Here is a 17,120-nt window from a genome sequence, read left to right as displayed (position 1 = left end):
ATCTCGCTGCACTGTCACTCCTGCTGTTCCTGCTGCGCCTGCACCTGCCGCTGCTGGATGAACTGCCGCACGTCGCTCATCGTCACGCGGCCGGTGTGTTTCGCATCGATCTCGTCGAAGTGCTTCGCGACGAACCCGAGCCCGCTGCTTTGCGCCTGCGCTTTCGTCACGGCCGCGCCGTTGCGCAGCACCGTATTGCCGCCGAGCCGGGCATCGACGCGCTTCTGCGCCTGCTGCTGCAGCGTCGCGCCGGTCGACGGCAGGACCGGCGCCGCGCGAGTCGAAGGAAAGAACGGACCGTCGACGCCGTGCCCACCGTGCGGCAGCCTCACCGGCGCCACCGCCTGCGGCGGCAATGCGTAGGCGCTGCTCATCACGGCACCGAGGACGATCAACGGAGACATACGCCGCATCAGATTGATTGGAGACATGATCACTCGCATTCAATGGATGAATAGAGGGTTCCTCTTCAAGAGGAGTCCGTTGGTTACGGTGCCGCTGCCAGCGTCGTCGCGGCCGTCGCGCCCGGCACGCTGCCGGTCGGCGTGCCGGCCGGATTCTCGTCCGGCCACGGCGGCGGCAGCGTGCGCAGCGTCAGCGCGGTCGGAATCCGCCGGCCCTGATAGAAGATCGTCAGGTCGCGTTTCATCTGCGGACGTGCCACGTCATCCAGATACGTCATGTGTCCGCCCTGGAAGAAGTTCACCTGCAGCTTCGGATTCAGGCCCTTCACCGTCTGCAGCCGCGCGAGCTGCTTCTCCGTGTTGAAGAACGGCGTTGCCAGATCGTGAAGGCCGTTTTCCGCGAGCACGTGAAGCTTCGGATTGAGCTGCAGCGCGCCGAGCAGATCGGGGATCGTGTCGGGCATCGGCTGGCCGTCATGCGAGAAGTCCCACACCTGGATGATGTTGTCGTTCAGCGGCAGGTAGGTCGCGTTCGGCGCGGTGTAGCCGAGGTAGTCGGGCATCTGCGTCGCAAGCGCGTTCGTGAACGGCTGCGAGATCAGGATGTCCGACGGGTCGCCGTCCGTCTGCAGCCGCGGATCGGCGTTCGGCAACGACACGCGTCCGTCGTAGCGGCCGATCGTCGTGCCGGGCAACAGGCTCGTGCCGAACGGGTTCGCGTTGAAGTAGCCGCGCAGCGCCTGCTGCGTGAGGCTCGACGGAATCGACCACAGCTTCAGTGTCGCGTCGCTCGGGAACACCGGCGTACCCAGCGCATCCGGAATGCCGAGCTGGCTCAGCACCCACGATTGCGAGTACTGCTGCAGCTGGGTGTAGATCAACGTCGTGAACAGTTCGGTCTGCAGTGCATACAGATACGGGTTGATCGGCACCGGCGACACCTGGTTGAAATACGCTGCGACGGCCGCATAGCCGGGCAGGTAGCCGGCCACGGTATCGGTGTCGAGCAGCAGCCCTTCGGTCGACTGCGTGATCGCCACCGCTTCCACCGCATCCGCGAAGTAGTTCAGGATCGACGATTGCAGCACGATCCCGGTCAGGTGCACGCCGGCCGATTCGAGCGCCAGCGCGAGCATGTCGGTACGCGGCGTGCCGTACGACTCGCCGTACAGGTAGATCGGCGACGTGCCACGGCTGTTGACGTTCAGGTAGCGCTGGATGAAGTCGCGCATGATGTCGACGTCCGCATCGGTACCCCAGTACTTCTGGTTGGTGTTCGGCAACACGGCTTCCGACAGCCCGGTTCCCGGCGGGTCGATGAACACGAGGTCGGTCGTGTCGATCAGGCTTTCCGCGTTGTCGACGAGCGGATAGTTCGGCCAGTTGTTGCCGAACAGCGGATCGGGCGTCGCGACGCGCGTCGGCGCGAACGAGCCGAGCCGCAGCCAGATCGACGACGAGCCCGGGCCGCCGTTATAGACGAACGTCACGGGGCGCGGCTTGCCGTTCGTGCTCGGCGCGGTGTACGCGACATAGGACATCGACGCTTCCGCGTTGCCGTTCGCGTCTTGCGCGGTCAAGTGGCCGGTGGTCGTCGTGTAGTTGACCGTCGAGCCGCCGGATTTCCACGGGTAATGCATCACCGCGGCTTTCTCCGACACCTGCGCGGCCGCGAGGCCGTCGGTCGCGTTCATCGAATAAGCGACGGGGTCGACGTAAGGCTGGTTCGCCGCAGGCGTCTGATTGCCGGCCGCCTGTTGCGCGCCGGCCTGCTGGCTGGCGGTGACCTGCGCGAGGCTCGATGCGCCGACCGACGACGAATCGTCGCCGCCGCAGCTCGCGAGCACCACGGTCAACACGGTCAATGCGCCTAGCCCGGCCAGCCGGCCGCGACGTTCGCGGCGGCTGCCGGTACTGCTCCTGTCTGGTTTCATCTCTGTCCTTTGTGTTGGGTCTGATACCGCTTCACACAGGCCGCCATCGCCGGCGAAAAACGCGCAGGCATACCCGCCACTCGCGTTGCACGATCGGCAGACGGCGGTTGGGGATTGAACTTCTTCGAGAGACTGAACTTGATACAGACACAGCAAACTGCTGGCGGAGAATGATGCGAGAACGCCGCCCCCTTGCAGTTTCGACGACTTATGTATTATCGAAATTTACGACACAACAAAAATAGGTGGTGCTGCGCCGCGTTGTCAAAGATCATTCCGATATTAAAAAATCTCGTATGATGCGAACGAAGATTAGTGTCTGGAATTTGAAAGAAAACCCGGTCGCTCGCGCTTCTGGTGCTGTACTAGTCGTTTCGTATTGAATGGCGTCGCCGTCGTGCCTTTGGCTCGGTTATTTACGGGATTGGGTATCGCGTGGCGAATACCTTCAGACCGACAGGATTTTTCTTTCATTTTTATTATCGATAATCGACTAGTGCGAATCGCTGAATAAAACCCGACATCATCCACAAAATACCGACTCCAGCGATTTACCGGATACTCGACGGCATTATTTACACGGCATCGTAATGGAATCGCATGCCGAGCGACACGCGCATTGATGGGTAATACGCGGGTATTCGCAATGAAGAAACGATCATTCGCGCCGTGCATGCGGGATCGCATCGCGGCAATCGCGAATCGGGCGCGTGATGCGAGGGGAAGGGAGAGACGCACGAGCGGCAGGGCCACCGCTCACGTGCCGACGTGCGGCTGACGCCGCACGCCGTACTTCAAATGCTCGACACCGCGGCAATCAGCGCCCGCCGCCCGGCAGCGCGATATCGACCAGCACCGGATCGTGATCCGACGAGCGATACGCATCCGGCGCGTAGAACGTCTTCTGCTGCTCGGCCGACTTGTACGCGAGCGTGTACTGCAGCGCGAGCGGCTCGTCCGCGTTGATGTGCCATTCGTGCACGGCCTTCACGTGCGATGCGAGCGGCAGCGACGCGAGCGCGTGATCGAGATAGCCGGCTTCGCCGTTGTACACGTAGCTGTACGCGTTGGCGCCGATCCAGCGCAACACGAGGTTGCGGTAGCCGCGCGATTCGAGCAGGCGAATCGGGTCTTCATGCGTGTAGCTGTTGAAGTCGCCGATCAGCAGCGTGCCCTGCCCTGCGACGCCCGTCGGCGTGCCGGCGAGCCAGTCGGCCAGCTTCGCCGCGGCACGCGTGCGCGTCGGGTTCCAGCAGCCCTGGCCGTCGCCCTGGTCGAGGTCGTCGTTCGCCGCGTCCGGGCAGTTCTTCGACTTCAGGTGGTTGACCGCGATCGTCAGCGCCTGCTTGTTGCCGCCAATGCGGCGGAACGACTGCGCGAGCGGCTGGCGGTTCTTGTCGTCGATCGCGAGCGTCGACGCTCGGCCGACGGGTTCGACCGCGCGGCTGTCGTAGATCATCGCGACCGCGATCGCGTCGCCGCCGAGGCGCGACGTGCCCGGATCGACGACGCGCCAGTTGCTGCCGAGCTTCGCCGCGAGCTGGCGCACCGCGCTCAGTTCGCCGTAGCCGTTGTTCTGGATTTCCATCAGGCCGATCACGTCGGCGTCGAGCGCCTTCAGCGCACTGACGATCTTCGCTTCCTGACGCTGGAATTCCTGGTAGTTCTTCGCGCCGCGATTGTTCGGATCGTCGAAGCCGCCGCCCACGCCGTTGCCGTTGAAGTAGTTGAGGACGTTGAACGACGCGACGCGCAGGTTCGATTTCGGATCGCGTGCCGGTGCGTTGGTGCGCGGGTTCGAGCGCGTGTCGAACGCCGGTGCGGCCGCGCCGGGCAGCGGCTGCACGCGCCATGCGCCGTAGCGCACCTCGAGCACGCCTTCGACGTTGCGCACGGTATAGCCCGCGCGCAGCGTGTTCGCGGCCGACAGATCCGGCGCCGGATACGGCACGGTCGCCGGGTTCTGCTTGTTCGAGCCGTCGTCGAGGATCAGCCGGTTGCGTGCGTTCGCATCGATCTGCGTCTGCGCCTGCGACGGCGGCACCACGCTCGTCGGCGTGCGCAGGCGGCCGTTGCTCAGCATCACGCTGCCGTAGCGGCCGAGCTCGTAGTTGTCGGTGACGGCGAGCGTCTGCGGCAGGCGCACCAGCATTCCTTCATATGCGGCGAACGTGCCGGGGTTGTCGACCGGCAGCGTGAGCGTCGCCGGCGTGACCGCCTGGCCGTTCGCGCACACCGCGATCGCGCCCGACAGCGTGAGCTGCGTCTGTCCGTATTTCTCCTCGACCTTGCCCGTCACGTGCACGAGATCGCCGGCCTTCGCGCGCACTTTGGGCGCATAGACGAACAGGCCTTCCGACACGCCCGGCTGGTTGCGGCGCTGCGCGTCGGCCTGCTGGACGAAGAAGCCGCCGAAGCCGTCCGTGCCGCCGAAGTCGGCCGTGACGACCGCTTCGATCGACACGTTCTGGCCGGCGAGCGGCGACGGCGCGCCCGGCCCCTGGATGTCGGCGATCGGCGTCGTGCTGCCGCCGCAGTTCGGGCTGACGGAGGCGGCGAAGACCGGTGCGGCAAGCGCAGGCAGCAGCAATAGTGGCGCAAACAGGCGGATTGTCGAGCGCATGGCGGGGAATCCCGGTTGTGAGGGTGGCGAAAGCTTAGCGGCGCTCGATGACAGTTTTTAGTAACCAAAAGACAGATGGATGTAATTTTCGGTGCCGCTCCGCCATGGCGATCGACCGCGCACTTGCGGCCGGCCCCGGAAAGTCATCCGACAAAAATCGCCCCTGTTCCGGCGATGTCTCGGTACCGGCTTCGCCCGCGGGCCGCGATACTAAACCGTCCCCGGCAACGCGCTCGACACGAGCAGCGCCGCCGCCATCAGCACGCCGGTGAGCACGACCGCCTCGATCCGCAGCACCGTGCCGAACCGGCGCAACGCGTCGACCGGGATCGCCGCCGCCGGATCCTTCAGCGCGGCCATCAGCTTCGGCATCCCGAAGAACCGGTTGTGTCCGCCGAGCGCCGCCGCGATCAGCACGAGTGCGAGCTTGAGCAGCAGGATCTGTCCGTACGTCGACATGAACAGGTTGCTCGGCGTATCGACGCCGCGCCACCCGTTGTATGCGCCGGTCGCGAACAGCATGGCGAGCGCGGCCGTCGACGCATCGGAAAGCGACTGCACGAACGACGCACCGGTCGTGCGCTCGCTCGCGGGCATCCCGGCGAATCGCGACATCACGCCGAACGCCGTCACGAGCACGAGGCCGACCCACGCGCTGATCGCCAGCAGATGCAGCCAGTCGACCCACACCGGCACGCTGAACAGCCCCGCGTCGACCGGATGCCCACCATTGCTGCGCGCCAGCGCGACGCACGCGAGCGCGGCCCACATCGCGAACGGAAAGCGCGTATCGGTCGCGCGCCGCAGGAACGACAGCAGCACGACGACGGTCATGAACACGGCGCCGGCCAGCCACGCATGACCGAACCCGGTGCCGGCCAGCATCGAGCGAACGGCCGGCCCCGCGTCGAGCAGCGGCACTTCGCTCATCAACGCGCAGTGCGCCCAGAACGCCGTGATGCTCGCGAGCAGTGACACGACGGACGCAGCGCGCAATGTCGCGACGAGCCGCCGCGCGATGTCGCGCTGCCACGCCGACACACCCCGTGCGAGCCAGTGGCTGCCGAGCAGCGTGCCGACGACGACGGCGAACCCGGCGTTCTGGATCGCCACCGCCGCCAGCCGTAGCATGCCGACGAAGCCTTCGTTCACCCTTTCACCTTGAACGTATAGGTGCCTTTGGTGCGATGCGCGTCGGCCGTCATCGCCGCCCATTGCACCGTGTACGCGCCCGGCGCGAGCTTCGGCATCGCGACGGTCATCACGCGCGGCGCGGCGGGATCGACCTTCGCGCCGTCGTGTGCGACGGGCTTGCCGTTCGCGTCCGACACCTTCACCGAACTGAACGTCGGTTCGAGGTCTTCGTTGAACGCGAGCCGCAACGTGTCGGGCGCGGTGTCGACCGTGCTGCCGGTCGCGGGCGTCGCGCTTTCCAGCTTGCCGTGCGCCGAGGCGGTCACCGGCGCGGCGGCGATCAGCGCGCCGGCCGCGACGAAGCGGACGAACCGCGTGAGCATCGTGATCTTCATGTGCATGTTCCGCCCCGGCATCACGGCTTGCGCAGCTCGACGACGGTCAACGCGCCGCCCACGTCCTCGGCGACGAAATCGATCTTGTCGCCCGCCTGGACCTGCGACAGCATCGCCGGATCCTTGACCTTGAACACCATCGTCATCGCCTCCATCCCGAGGTTCTCCAGCGGGCCGTGCTTGATCGTCAGCTTGCCCGCGGCCGTGTCGACCTTGCGGATCTCGCCGTGCGACATCGCGCGTGTCGCGGCGGCGCCCTGCTTCGCGTCGCCGCCCATGTCCATGCCGGCCATGTCGCCGGCCGCGTGTGAGGCGGCAGAAAACATCAGCGCGCAACCCGTTGCAATTGAAACCAGTTTCTTCTTCATCGTGCGTGCTCCATCCAGAGTGAGTGAAATGAAATCGGCGGCCGCATCGTCACGGCCGCCGCGTGCCGCCTGCCGCTCAGCCGTCCGGCAATTCCCCGGTGTATTCGTAGGCGACGGTGCCCTTCGGATGCCGGAACCAGCCCGGGTCGCGATAGTCGTTGCGGCCGAGCCCCTGCCGCACCTTGCAGACCGTGAACATGCCGCCCATCTCCAGCGGCCCGAATGGGCCGGTGCCCGTCATCATCGGCAGCGTGTTGTCGGGCAGCGGCATCTCCATGCCGCCCATCGCGCCGCCGGTGCTACCCATCGCCATGTAGTCGGGCACGAGCTTGCCGATACGCGTCGCGAGATCCTTCTGCGGGACGCCGATCAGGTTCGGTACCTGGTGGCCCATCGCATTCATCGTGTGATGCGACTTGTGGCAATGGAACGCCCAGTCGCCGGGGCGATCGGCGGTGAACTCGATCGCGCGCATCTGGCCGACCGCGACGTCGGCCGTCACCTCCGGCCAGCGCGCCGCCGGCGGAATCCAGCCGCCGTCGGTGCCGGCCACCTCGAAGCTGTAGCCGTGCAGGTGGATCGGATGGTTCGTCATCGTCAGGTTGCCGAAACGAATCCGCACGCGGTCGCCCGCACGCACCGGCAGCGGGTCGATACCCGGGAACACGCGCGAGTTGAACGTCCACATGTTGAAGTCCGTCATCTCGTTCACGCGCGGCGTGTAGCTGCCCGGATCGATGTCGTATGTGGCGAGCAGAAAGACGAAGTCGCGATCGACCGGCATCGTCGCGCGATCCTTCGGGTGCACGATGAACATGCCCATCATCCCCATCGCCATCTGCACCATCTCGTCGGCGTGCGGGTGATACATGAAGGTGCCGTGCGCCTCCAGCTGGAACTCGTAGACGAAGGTCTTGCCGGGCGGGATATGCGGCTGCGTGAGGCCGCCGACGCCATCCATCCCGTTGGGCAGCCGCAGCCCGTGCCAGTGGATCGTCGTGTGCTCGGGCAGCCGGTTCGTCACGAAGATGCGGACCTTGTCACCTTCGACGGCCTCGATCGTCGGGCCCGGCGACTGGCCGTTGTAGCCCCACAGGTTCGCGTTCATCCCCGGCGCCATCTCGCGCACGACGGGCTCGGCCGTCAGGTGGAACTCCTTCCAGCCGTTCTTCATCCGCCACGGCAGCGTCCAGCCGTTCAGCGTCGCGACGGGCGTGTACGGGCGGCCGTTGGGCGGCACGAGCGGCGGCTGCGTGCCGGCCTTCGCCATCGTCGGCGCTTCGGGCAGCGACGCCGCGCCGGCCTTGCTGACCATCGCCGCACCGAGCAGCGCAGCGCCCGAGCCGCTGAGAAATTGTCGACGGGACACCATGTCAATGACCTTCCGGATGCGTTGCGGGCGCCGGTTGCGCCGCGGGTGAGGAAGCCGGCTGCGGCGCAGCGTCGGTCGTGGATGCGGCGGTAGCGTCCGCGCGCTGCGTCTGCTGCGTTGGCTGCGTCTGCTGCGTCGGCTGCGTCTGCTGCGTCTGCTGCGTCTGCTGCGTCTGCTGCGTCTGCTGCGTCTGCTGCGTCGGCTGCGTTGGCTGCGCGGTCGGCAGGCGGCCACCGACGGCCGCCTGCAGATCGGTTTCGGCGAGCCAGTAGTCCTTCAGCGCATCGATGTAGCCGTTGACCGCGCCGACCTGTTCGCGCGCGTCGGCGAGCAGCTCGAACACGCTCGCAAGCATCCCGTTGTAGCGCAGCAGCAGCTCGTCCGAGATCGTCTTGCGCAACGGCACGACTTCGTCGCGATAGTGTTTCGCGACGTCGTAGCTCGTCGTGTACGCCGCGTACGACTCGCGCACTGCCGAGCGTGCGTCGATCGCGGTCTGTGCGAGCCGGTTCGCCGACTGCATGTAGACGGCTTCGGCCCGCGCAACCTTCGCGCCGCCCCAGTCGAACAGCGGAATCTCGACGCTGATCTCGTAGCCGTGCTCGTGGCCCTTGTCGGTCTCGTAGTTGTTCACGTAGCCGAGATCGACCGCGTTGACGAAGCGCGTCGCCTTGCTGAGTCCGAGCGACGACGCGACGCCCTGCGTCTGCAGCTTCGCGGCCTGGATGTCGAGGCGGTTGCGCATCGCGTAGCGTTCGAGGTCGCGCAGATCGGGGCGCGCCTTCGGCAGGTCGGGCAGGCGCTCGGGCAGCGCGTACCGCGTGCGCTCGCCCCACAGCCCCATCGCGCGCGTGAGCTTCTCGCGCGCGGCCACGGCCTGTTGATCCGCCTTCGCCTGCTGGGCAACCGCATCCGCATGGAACGCCTGTTCGCGTGCGTAGTCGAGCCGGCTGAAGTTGCCGGCCTGCCGCATCCGCAGCGCGAGTTCGGCGGCGGCGCTCGCGGCGTCGCGTACTTGCCGCGCATAGTTCGCGGCCTGCTCGGCGGCGACGGCTTCGACATACGCGCGGCGCGCGTCGGCCGCGACCTTCAGCATCGCGTCGGCCGTCTCGAGCTTCGTCTGCTCGAAGCGGCGACGTTCGATGTTCGTCGCGAGCGGCAGTGTCAGCAGCGCGAATACATTGGCCGAGAACGTGCGGCCGAGGCTCAGCTCACCGTCGCCGGCCCGCGTGCGGCTGAACGAGAAGCTCGGGTTCGGCAGCCGGCCGGCCTGCACGAGGTCGGCCTCCGACAGCCCGAGTTCGGCATACGACGCTTGCAGTCCGCGGTTGTTCAGCAGCGCGATCTGCACCGCGTCGTCCATCGACAGCGGTTTCGCGAGCAATTCCTTCGTCCGTGTGTCGACGGCTGCGCGGTCGGCGTCGGTCCTGACGATAACGGCGTCCTTCCCGATGCGTTCGGATGCGGTGGACGACACGGCATCGAAGCCGCCGTCCTTCGAGAACGTCGTGCAGCCGGCGAGGAAGGCCAGCACGAGCGCGGTCGCGCCGACGCGCGGTGAAATCGCAAATCCCGTCATTGCGCGGCCCCTCCGTGCATCGAATGGGCTGCGCTGCCCACCGCGTTTCCGGGCTTTGCGTGCCCGGTCGCGTGCCCTTTCGCGGGCCGCTCCATCACGTCACGGTTCAGTTGCTTCCAGCCCGGGCCTGCATCGTCCCGATACGGCACGTAGCCGTCGAACGCGGACGTCGCGGTGACGTCCGGCACCGACGCGGCGGCATCGGCCGGATCGGGCAAGACGGTTTGCGCAGGCGCGAGCGGCGGCACGAGTGCCGCCGCGCCAAGCAGCGCCGCAATGATCAATCGCATGGGTGTTTCTCGTCGTGAGTCGTGAGTCGTGTGACGGGCGTCGAAGGGTCGTCGGCACGGTGTGCGGATCGCGGCCGCCGGCCGCGGGCAGGGACTAGGGCCTGTTCACGCTAATAACGGGCTTGCGCTGGCCCCCAGAAGGGCCGAGCGCAAGGAATGCGGGGAAGCGAATACTCGACGTATTCGCGAGGCGCATGACGCGGCGATCGGCCCTTCTGGGGGCCAGCCCCACGAATGATTTTTCCAAACAGGGGAACGTGCCTTTCCGCCCGCATTGCGGCGTCGTTCGTCGTTGCAATAGCTACGGCTATTGCGCCTCCTCTCTCCTTGCCTTGCGGGCGGAAAGGCACGTTCGCAAGCCCGTTATTAGCGTGAACAGGCCCTAGACGGGATTCCGGCGCGGCGGCCGGTCGATGCCGCCGGTGAGGAACGACACGACGATCGACGAAGGCCGGGACGAGGCGGCCGCGATACCGACGCCGGTCGGAACGGACACCGCCGGCACCTCCGACATGCCGGTGCCGAAGCAGCAGGCCCCGCACGCCGAACAAGAAGACGCATGCCGTGCGCGGTCATCCTGTGCATGCCCGCCGCCGTGCGCGCCGGACATCGCGTGCGACGCGGCCGCGTCATGAGCGCTCACCCCGTTCCCCGCATGCGGCGCCGCAACGACAACGCCCGCGCACTGCATCGACACGGTCGCGAACGACTGGATCGGCAGGCTCAGCGCCAGCAACACGACGAGGATGAATTTGCGCCAGTACGACATGGAGGTGGAATCAGGCAGGCTACGACCGGATGAACGGGAGCAACGCCGAGACGGCGCGCTCCGGACACAAGACGGCCGCAGCTTATCGCCGTCGGCGTGACGACGACATGGCCGAAACATGACCGGATTTTCATCGAACGCGGGCGCGGCATCGCAAGCATGCTCGATGACAATTCCGTCATCCACCGGTCATCTTTCCCGCACGGGCAGCGCCGTAAGCTCACGCGTTACACTGACCGGCTGGAACCACGGATGAATCACGGACAGCCTGCTCCACCATGCGGATACTGATAGTCGAAGACGAACCCAAGATGGCGTCGTACCTCCGCAAGGGGCTGACGGAGGCGAGCTACACGGTCGACGTGGCCGAGAACGGCACGGACGGGCTGTTCCTCGCGCTGCACGAGGATTTCGATCTCGTCGTGCTCGACGTGATGCTGCCGGAGCTGGACGGCTTCGAGGTGCTCCGGCGGCTGCGCGCGCAGAAGCAGACGCCCGTGCTGCTGCTCACGGCCCGCGAGGCGATCGAGGACAAGGTCACGGGGCTCGAACTGGGCGCCGACGACTACCTGCTCAAGCCGTTCGCGTACGCGGAGTTCCTCGCGCGCATCCGTTCGTTGCTGCGGCGCGCGCCGCGCAATGCGCGCGACATCCTGCACGTCGCCGATCTCGAGGTCGATCTGATCAAGCGCCGCGTACGGCGCGCCGACAACCGCATCGACCTGACCGCGCAGGAATTCGCGCTGCTGCAGCTGCTCGCGGAGCGCGAGGGCGAGGTGCTCACTCGCACTTTCATCACGTCGCAGATCTGGGACATGAATTTCGACAGTGACACGAACGTCGTCGATGCGGCGATCAAGCGCCTGCGCGCGAAGATCGACAACGCGTACGAGAAGAAGCTGATCCACACGATACGCGGGATGGGCTACGTGCTCGAGGATCGCGCGTGACCGGCGGCCCGGCACCGTATTCGCTGCTCCGGCGCCTGACGCTCGCGTTCGCCGCCGTCGCCGCGCTCGTATTCGCGCTGACCGGCGCATACCTGTATCGCTCGCTGTCCGCCGAGCTGACCCGGCGTGACGACATCGAGATCGCCGGCAAGCTCAACCAGTTCCTGCAGCTCGCGCACGCGAGCGGCTCGACGGCCGCATTGCGCGCCGATCCGGCCGTCTTCCACGAAGTGCTGCTGTCGCATCCGGGCGTCTACCTCGGCATCTACGACGGCGCGAACCGCCCGCTCGTCGAACACACCGACGAAGCCGGCAACACGCTCGCATCGGTGATCGCGCGGCCGCAGCCGGCCGCGGAAGCAGGCGCGGCCGCCAGCCCGTTCACCTGCTCGCCGCCCGGCATCGGCGCGTCGCGCTGCGTGCGCGCGCGCGCCACGCTGCCGTCGGGCGAAACCATCCAGGTTGCGCTGGCGCGTACGGCGACCGATCGCCAGTCGCTGCTGGAAAGCTACCGGGTCGACATCTGGCTCGCGGCCGCGCTCGGCGCGCTGCTGGTCGGCGCGCTCGGCTACGCGGTCGCATCGCGCGGCCTGCGCCCGGTCGAGAGCCTCGGCCGGCAGACGTCGCGCATCGAGGCGCACAACCTGAACGCGCGCCTCGATGCACGCGGCGGCCCGGTCGAACTGCGCGAGCTCGCCACGTCGGTCAACCGGATGCTCGACCGGCTCGAGCGCGCGTTCGTGCGGCTGTCGCAGTTCTCGTCCGACCTCGCGCACGACATGCGCACACCGCTCGCGAACGTGATCAGCGCGTCGCAGGTCACGCTGTCGCGCGCCCGCACCACCGAGGAATACGAAGCGCTGATCGATTCGAACATCGAGGAATGCGAGCGGCTGCAGCGGATGATCGAGAACATGCTGTTTCTTGCGCGCACGGACAATGCGCGACAGCACCTGAAGACTGTCGAACTCGACGCGGGCAACGAACTGCGCCGGCTCGCGTCGTATTTCCAGGCGCTGGCGGACGAAGCCGGCGTGCACCTCGACGTGCGGGGCGAAGCGCCGGTCGTCGCGGACGCGACGCTGTTTCGGCGCGCCGTCAGCAACCTCGCGTCGAACGCGCTCGAACACGCGGAATCCGGGTCGACGGTCGAGCTGGCCGTATCGACGCGGCCCGGGTACGCGGTCGTCGAAGTCACGAACCGCGGCGCGGCGATTCCGCCCGAGCAGATCGAGCGGATCTTCGAGCGCTTCTACCGGATCGATTCGTCGCGGCACGGCGCGGCGCGCAACGCCGGGCTCGGGCTCGCAATCGTCAAGTCGATCGTCGAACTGCACCGCGGCAAGGTCGAGGTCGCGAGCCGCGACGGGCGCACGACGTTCGCGCTGTATTTCCCGGCCCGGGCTTCATGACCCAAGCGTGACGCGCGCGCACGCCGATTGCTTCGCCGTACGCCATGCGCATCCGCTGTAATGCGACTTACCGTCCCGAATGAAAGGGTGTGACCGCCCAATCTTGCCGAAAGCGGCCGGCTCGGCTAGACTGCCTTTCGTCTTTGGGGAGTAGCCTGCTTTCCTTCCCCGGAAAGCGAACGCGTCAACACACTCGGCCTGCGGCCGTGGCGCGTTCGGCCGAATCGGTCTGGCGAGACCATCGACGCATCGCGTCGGTCCTGGTCGGACGTCGGCAGATGCGTCATGGTTCGTCCACGTCCGACCACGGAGTCCCCATGTTCCTCCTTGCCTTCCCTTCACATTTCGTGAGTTCCACGACCGTCCGCATGCCTGCCTGCGGAGGTGCCGCATGACGTCGATGCTCGTCGAACTGGCGTTCATGCTGATCGTCATCCTGGTCGCCGCCGAACTCTTCACGAATGCGCTCGAACATCTCGGCGAACGGCTGAAGATTTCCGAGGGGGTCACCGGTTCGCTGTTCGCGGCCGTCGGCACCGCGCTGCCCGAAACGATGGTGCCGCTGCTCGCGCTCGCGGGCGGCACGTCGAACGCGGCCGTCAACGAGGAAATCGGCGTCGGCGCGATTCTCGGCGCGCCGCTGATGCTCGCGACGCTGACGACTTTCCTGATGACGCTCGCCGTGATCCGCTCGCGCGGCCTGACCGGCACGATCGCGCCTGAGCGGACCGGCTTCGTGCGCGACCTGAACTACTTCATCGCCGCGTTCGCGCTCGCCACCGTCGCGATGTTCATCCCGCATCACGTGTGGGCCGTCCGCGCGCTGCTCGCCGTCATGCTGGTCGGGATCTACGTGATGTACGTGGTAATGACGTTCCGCGCATCGATGCAGCTCGTCGATGCCGGGCACGGCACCGAAGCGCCGCACGCGATGTTCCTGTCGCGCGTCGGGCTGCCGACCAACCTCGCGACCATCGCGCTGCAACTCGCGCTCGGCGTCGCGCTGCTCGTCGGCGGTGCGAAGGGCTTCATTCATGGCGTCGAGGGCGTGTCGCACCTGCTCGGCATTTCCGCGCTGCTGCTGTCGCTGATCATCGTACCGATTGCGACGGAGCTACCGGAGAAGGTCAACAGCGTGCTGTGGATCCGCCGCAAGAAGGACACGCTCGCATTCGGCAACATCACCGGCGCGATGGTGTTCCAGGGCACGCTGCTGCCGGCGATCGGCATCATGCTGACGCCGTGGGAGCCGCGCCCCGAAGTGCTGACCGGTGTAGTCATCACGCTCGCGGCGGCGGTCTGGCTGCGCGTCAATGCCCGTGCGCGCGGGCTCGCGATCTGGGCGCTGCTGGCGAATGGGGCCGGTTACGTCGGTTACCTGTTCGTGACACTGACGCGCTGAGTGCGCCGACCGCGCCGGGCTCCCCGCGCGCGTCGATCAGGACGCGTTCGGCCGCGCGTCGGCCTGCAGCACCTGCTGCACGGCCGGCCGCGCCCGCACCCGCTCGTACCACGCACGCAGGTTCGCATGCCGGCTCAGGTCGATGTCCGCGTTGTACACCGAGCGCATCCATTCGGCCTTGCCCCAGCCCGTGAGCGCGAACAAGTACGCATCGGCGATCGTGAACGTGTCGCCCGTCAAATACGTATTGCCGTCGAGCTGCCGGTCGATCCATGCGAAGCGGCTGTCGAGCTTCTGCCGCACCGGGTCGACATATTTCCCCGCCTGCACCGCGTACAGCAGCGGAATGAAGCCCTTGTGAATCTCGGTGCCGAGGAAGTTCAGCCATTCCATCAGCCGGTAGCGGGCGAGCGTGCCGTATGCGGGCGCGAGCCCCGCTTCCGGGCGCCGGTCCGCGAGATACTGCGCGATCACCGGTCCTTCGCGCAGCGTCGTACCGTCGTCGAGTTCGAGCAGCGGCACGTAGCCAAGCTCGGTGACGTCGTAGTAATCGCGGCCGTCGTCGATTCGATGCTTGCGCGCATCGACCGCGACGATCTGCGCATCGATGCCCGCTTCGTGCAGCACGATGCGGATTGCCTGCGAACAGCTGCCGGGAGCGTGATAGAGCTTCATGCGTTTCCTTCTTTGAATGATCCGTATATCGATTCGCCGCGACGCGGGCGCTAATATCTCGCATCGGCGCCGCGCCGGGAAGACGGCAGTCGTTTGTGCCGTAGTCACAAAAAAGTTACCGACCCAGAGCCAGCAGCATGAAAACGAGTGCGACAGGATGTTCCGTGGAAGAAGCGATGCGCATGCTCGGCGGCCGCTGGCGGCTGCTGCTCGTGTCGTACCTGCTCGACGGGCCGAAACGCTTCAGCGACCTGCGCCGCGACATGCCGGGCATCTCGCAGCGGATGCTGACGCTCGATCTGCGCGCGCTCGAGGACGCCGGCTTCGTGCGGCGCACCGTGTATCCGGAAGTGCCGGTGCGCGTCGAGTACGATCTGACCGCGGACGGCGACCGGCTGCGGCCCGTCGTCGAGGTCATGCGTGAATTCGGGCTGTGGCTGAAGGCGCGCGATGCGCAATGCGATGCCCGCGCGACGCCCGACGCGATCGAAGCCGACGCCGGCCTGCCGCAATAACCCCACACCCGGAGAAAAGCATCATGGAACTACACGCCACCGTCGGCGCGGCCACGTCCGACATCGACGACGACGAAAGCTGCGCGAACATCTATTGCCACGACGCGCAGCAAGACTACTGCTTCTCGCTGCTGCGCTTCCCCGAGGAATCGTCGATCGAGGTGATGGTGCACGACCAGCTCACTGCGCACGTGAAGGATCTGACGGTGCGTCTGACGAGCGACACGATCGAAGTCGAGCTCGACGAGCGCACTGCCGCGCGTCTCGACGGCAATACCCATTACGTGATCCATCTCGCGCCCGGCGAGCACGATCCCGTCGCGCTACGTGCCGCGCTGGCGGAAATCTTCGACGGCAAGAGCGGGTATCGCGACGACAGCGCAAGCGCGTAAGCCGCTCTGCGCAACACGCCGCCCCACGCGTTCGAACGCCGCTCATGACACGCCCTTCGCGATTCCAACCGCTTCTTCGCCGCTGCGCGCTGCTGATCGCGTGCTGCGCATCGGTTGCTGCCGCGCAGGCGGCCAAACCGCTGCTCACGTTCAAGGTCGACGACGCCATCACGGCGCGCGTCGAACACGCCGACGGCTCGCGCATCACGATCCGCTTCCTGCCGAGCGGGAAAACGCAAACGCTCGACGTCGGCGTATCCGACGAGGACGGCCACTACCAGCTCGCATCGGACGACTACAACTTCGACGGCCACCGCGATCTCGCCGCGCACGCGCTGCTCGGGATGGTCAACGAGAGCTACGGCATCTTTCCGTACGACGCCGCACGCCAGCAGTTCGAGCCGCTGAAATTGCCCGCGGCCGACATGCCGCACGGCAACTGCGACGACCTGATCAACGTCGACGCGAAGCCGAAGGATCGCACGCTCTACAGTTCGTGCCGGGGCGGGCCGATCTGGTATACCGACGCATACCGCTTCGACGGCAACGGCCGGATGTATCTCTATCAGTCCAGCGAAGCGATTCCCGACGATCTTCGTGACCTGCTCGACGGCGACTCGGGTCCCTCGTCGTTGCTGCTGACCTACGACGAACACGGCAAACGCGTATTGCGCCGCCCCGACGCGTACGGCGGCGGCAAGGTTACGTTCAAGGTACGCCCGGCGCGCCTGCCGCTGCACGACGCGATGAACGATGCGCCGACGCGTCGCTATGTGGTCGCGGGCGATACGCTCGAGCTGATCGATGCCAGCGCCGACTTCCAGTGGCTGAAGGTGCTGTATCGCAATCCACGCGGCGGGACCGCGCAGGGTTGGGTCAGCGCGAAGGAAGCAACCGGCGGCTGAA

The 17,120-nt window shown here is 66.6% G+C and carries 17 protein-coding genes and 1 riboswitch; of the genes, 6 read left to right on the top strand and 11 right to left on the bottom strand.

All coding sequences use genetic code 11. The features are described 5' to 3' along the window. Window positions 1-14: 14 nt before the first annotated feature. The 10 genes from AC1Z3W_RS03105 to AC1Z3W_RS03060 all read right to left on the bottom strand — a co-directional run bounded on the left by AC1Z3W_RS03105 (window position 15) and on the right by AC1Z3W_RS03060 (window position 10,868). Window positions 15-404, bottom strand: coding sequence for a 2-oxoglutarate dehydrogenase (locus AC1Z3W_RS03105; protein WP_244104876.1), 390 nt, complete (start codon window positions 402-404; stop codon window positions 15-17). Window positions 405-487: 83 nt separating this feature from the next. Next, complete coding sequence (locus AC1Z3W_RS03100) at window positions 488-2,338, bottom strand: S10 family serine carboxypeptidase-like protein (protein WP_175825912.1); 1,851 nt, start codon at window positions 2,336-2,338, stop codon at window positions 488-490. An 817-nt stretch (window positions 2,339-3,155) separates the two neighbouring features. Continuing rightward, a complete protein-coding gene (locus tag AC1Z3W_RS03095) occupies window positions 3,156-4,961 on the bottom strand; it encodes an ExeM/NucH family extracellular endonuclease (RefSeq protein ID WP_483506967.1) in 1,806 nt (601 codons plus the stop codon). Between the two features lie 210 nt (window positions 4,962-5,171). Then, window positions 5,172-6,113, bottom strand: a complete 942-nt coding sequence (locus tag AC1Z3W_RS03090; protein ID WP_483506965.1) for a CopD family protein — start codon at window positions 6,111-6,113, stop codon at window positions 5,172-5,174. Continuing rightward, a complete protein-coding gene (gene copC / locus AC1Z3W_RS03085; protein WP_175825914.1) occupies window positions 6,110-6,490 on the bottom strand; it encodes a copper homeostasis periplasmic binding protein CopC in 381 nt (126 codons plus the stop codon). The genes AC1Z3W_RS03090 and copC overlap by 4 nt, the downstream gene beginning before the upstream one ends. Window positions 6,491-6,510: 20 nt before the next feature. Next, window positions 6,511-6,858 (bottom strand): copper-binding protein, encoded by a 348-nt coding sequence (locus AC1Z3W_RS03080; protein WP_483506963.1) that lies wholly within the window; start codon window positions 6,856-6,858, stop codon window positions 6,511-6,513. Between the two features lie 76 nt (window positions 6,859-6,934). Then, on the bottom strand, window positions 6,935-8,230 hold the full coding sequence (locus tag AC1Z3W_RS03075) for a multicopper oxidase family protein (protein ID WP_483506961.1): 1,296 nt from the start codon (window positions 8,228-8,230) through the stop codon (window positions 6,935-6,937). A gap of 1 nt (window position 8,231) precedes the next feature. After that, on the bottom strand, window positions 8,232-9,809 hold the full coding sequence (locus AC1Z3W_RS03070) for a TolC family protein (protein ID WP_483506959.1): 1,578 nt from the start codon (window positions 9,807-9,809) through the stop codon (window positions 8,232-8,234). Further along, complete coding sequence (locus AC1Z3W_RS03065; protein WP_124833921.1) at window positions 9,806-10,099, bottom strand: hypothetical protein; 294 nt, start codon at window positions 10,097-10,099, stop codon at window positions 9,806-9,808. The genes AC1Z3W_RS03070 and AC1Z3W_RS03065 overlap by 4 nt, the downstream gene beginning before the upstream one ends. Before the next feature lie 382 nt (window positions 10,100-10,481). Then, window positions 10,482-10,868, bottom strand: a complete 387-nt coding sequence (locus AC1Z3W_RS03060) for a hypothetical protein (protein WP_124833922.1) — start codon at window positions 10,866-10,868, stop codon at window positions 10,482-10,484. 278 nt (window positions 10,869-11,146) lie between these two features. Here AC1Z3W_RS03060 and AC1Z3W_RS03055 point away from each other — a divergent pair, with 278 nt between their 5' ends. The 3 genes from AC1Z3W_RS03055 (at window position 11,147) to AC1Z3W_RS03045 (ending at window position 14,632) form a co-directional block, all read left to right on the top strand. Further along, window positions 11,147-11,818: a heavy metal response regulator transcription factor gene (locus AC1Z3W_RS03055; protein WP_124833923.1), complete on the top strand. Its 672-nt coding sequence runs from the start codon at window positions 11,147-11,149 to the stop codon at window positions 11,816-11,818. Beyond that, window positions 11,815-13,230 (top strand): heavy metal sensor histidine kinase, encoded by a 1,416-nt coding sequence (locus AC1Z3W_RS03050; protein WP_483506957.1) that lies wholly within the window; start codon window positions 11,815-11,817, stop codon window positions 13,228-13,230. Before AC1Z3W_RS03055 ends, AC1Z3W_RS03050 begins: the two co-directional genes overlap by 4 nt. Before the next feature lie 133 nt (window positions 13,231-13,363). Further along, a riboswitch (yybP-ykoY riboswitch) is annotated at window positions 13,364-13,539 on the top strand. Between the two features lie 82 nt (window positions 13,540-13,621). Then, window positions 13,622-14,632 carry a sodium:calcium antiporter gene (locus AC1Z3W_RS03045; RefSeq protein ID WP_124833925.1) on the top strand — a complete coding sequence of 337 codons (1,011 nt, stop codon included), beginning with the start codon at window positions 13,622-13,624 and terminating at the stop codon, window positions 14,630-14,632. A 36-nt stretch (window positions 14,633-14,668) separates the two neighbouring features. On the opposite strand, the gene AC1Z3W_RS03040 is transcribed toward AC1Z3W_RS03045, so the two are convergent. Then, window positions 14,669-15,307 carry a glutathione S-transferase C-terminal domain-containing protein gene (locus AC1Z3W_RS03040; protein ID WP_124833926.1) on the bottom strand — a complete coding sequence of 213 codons (639 nt, stop codon included), beginning with the start codon at window positions 15,305-15,307 and terminating at the stop codon, window positions 14,669-14,671. A 137-nt stretch (window positions 15,308-15,444) separates the two neighbouring features. Between AC1Z3W_RS03040 and AC1Z3W_RS03035 the strand changes: the two genes are divergently transcribed. The 3 genes from AC1Z3W_RS03035 to AC1Z3W_RS03025 are packed head-to-tail and all read left to right on the top strand — an operon-like array spanning window position 15,445 to window position 17,119. Continuing rightward, window positions 15,445-15,822: a winged helix-turn-helix transcriptional regulator gene (locus AC1Z3W_RS03035; RefSeq protein WP_057926376.1), complete on the top strand. Its 378-nt coding sequence runs from the start codon at window positions 15,445-15,447 to the stop codon at window positions 15,820-15,822. Between the two features lie 23 nt (window positions 15,823-15,845). Continuing rightward, entirely contained in the window at window positions 15,846-16,214 is a 369-nt protein-coding gene (locus tag AC1Z3W_RS03030; protein ID WP_057926375.1) for a hypothetical protein, read from the top strand. A 44-nt stretch (window positions 16,215-16,258) separates the two neighbouring features. After that, complete coding sequence (locus AC1Z3W_RS03025) at window positions 16,259-17,119, top strand: XAC2610-related protein (RefSeq protein ID WP_483506954.1); 861 nt, start codon at window positions 16,259-16,261, stop codon at window positions 17,117-17,119. Window position 17,120: the final 1 nt, after the last annotated feature.

The organism is Burkholderia sp. 10_S31 (assembly GCF_056930375.1).
The sequence above is the reverse complement of the archived record's forward strand: the minus strand, read 5'-3'. Positions and strand labels throughout refer to the sequence as shown.

Coding starts and splice junctions, on each gene's coding strand:
- AC1Z3W_RS03105 (WP_244104876.1), bottom strand. CDS start 404: ATGTCTCCGTTGATCGTCCTCGGTGCCGTGATGAGCAGCGCCTACGCA.
- AC1Z3W_RS03100 (WP_175825912.1), bottom strand. CDS start 2,338: ATGAAACCAGACAGGAGCAGTACCGGCAGCCGCCGCGAACGTCGCGGC.
- AC1Z3W_RS03095 (WP_483506967.1), bottom strand. CDS start 4,961: ATGCGCTCGACAATCCGCCTGTTTGCGCCACTATTGCTGCTGCCTGCG.
- copC (WP_175825914.1), bottom strand. CDS start 6,490: ATGAAGATCACGATGCTCACGCGGTTCGTCCGCTTCGTCGCGGCCGGC.
- AC1Z3W_RS03080 (WP_483506963.1), bottom strand. CDS start 6,858: ATGAAGAAGAAACTGGTTTCAATTGCAACGGGTTGCGCGCTGATGTTT.
- AC1Z3W_RS03075 (WP_483506961.1), bottom strand. CDS start 8,230: ATGGTGTCCCGTCGACAATTTCTCAGCGGCTCGGGCGCTGCGCTGCTC.
- AC1Z3W_RS03070 (WP_483506959.1), bottom strand. CDS start 9,809: ATGACGGGATTTGCGATTTCACCGCGCGTCGGCGCGACCGCGCTCGTG.
- AC1Z3W_RS03065 (WP_124833921.1), bottom strand. CDS start 10,099: ATGCGATTGATCATTGCGGCGCTGCTTGGCGCGGCGGCACTCGTGCCG.
- AC1Z3W_RS03060 (WP_124833922.1), bottom strand. CDS start 10,868: ATGTCGTACTGGCGCAAATTCATCCTCGTCGTGTTGCTGGCGCTGAGC.
- AC1Z3W_RS03055 (WP_124833923.1), top strand. CDS start 11,147: ATGCGGATACTGATAGTCGAAGACGAACCCAAGATGGCGTCGTACCTC.
- AC1Z3W_RS03045 (WP_124833925.1), top strand. CDS start 13,622: ATGACGTCGATGCTCGTCGAACTGGCGTTCATGCTGATCGTCATCCTG.
- AC1Z3W_RS03040 (WP_124833926.1), bottom strand. CDS start 15,307: ATGAAGCTCTATCACGCTCCCGGCAGCTGTTCGCAGGCAATCCGCATC.
- AC1Z3W_RS03035 (WP_057926376.1), top strand. CDS start 15,445: ATGAAAACGAGTGCGACAGGATGTTCCGTGGAAGAAGCGATGCGCATG.
- AC1Z3W_RS03030 (WP_057926375.1), top strand. CDS start 15,846: ATGGAACTACACGCCACCGTCGGCGCGGCCACGTCCGACATCGACGAC.
- AC1Z3W_RS03025 (WP_483506954.1), top strand. CDS start 16,259: ATGACACGCCCTTCGCGATTCCAACCGCTTCTTCGCCGCTGCGCGCTG.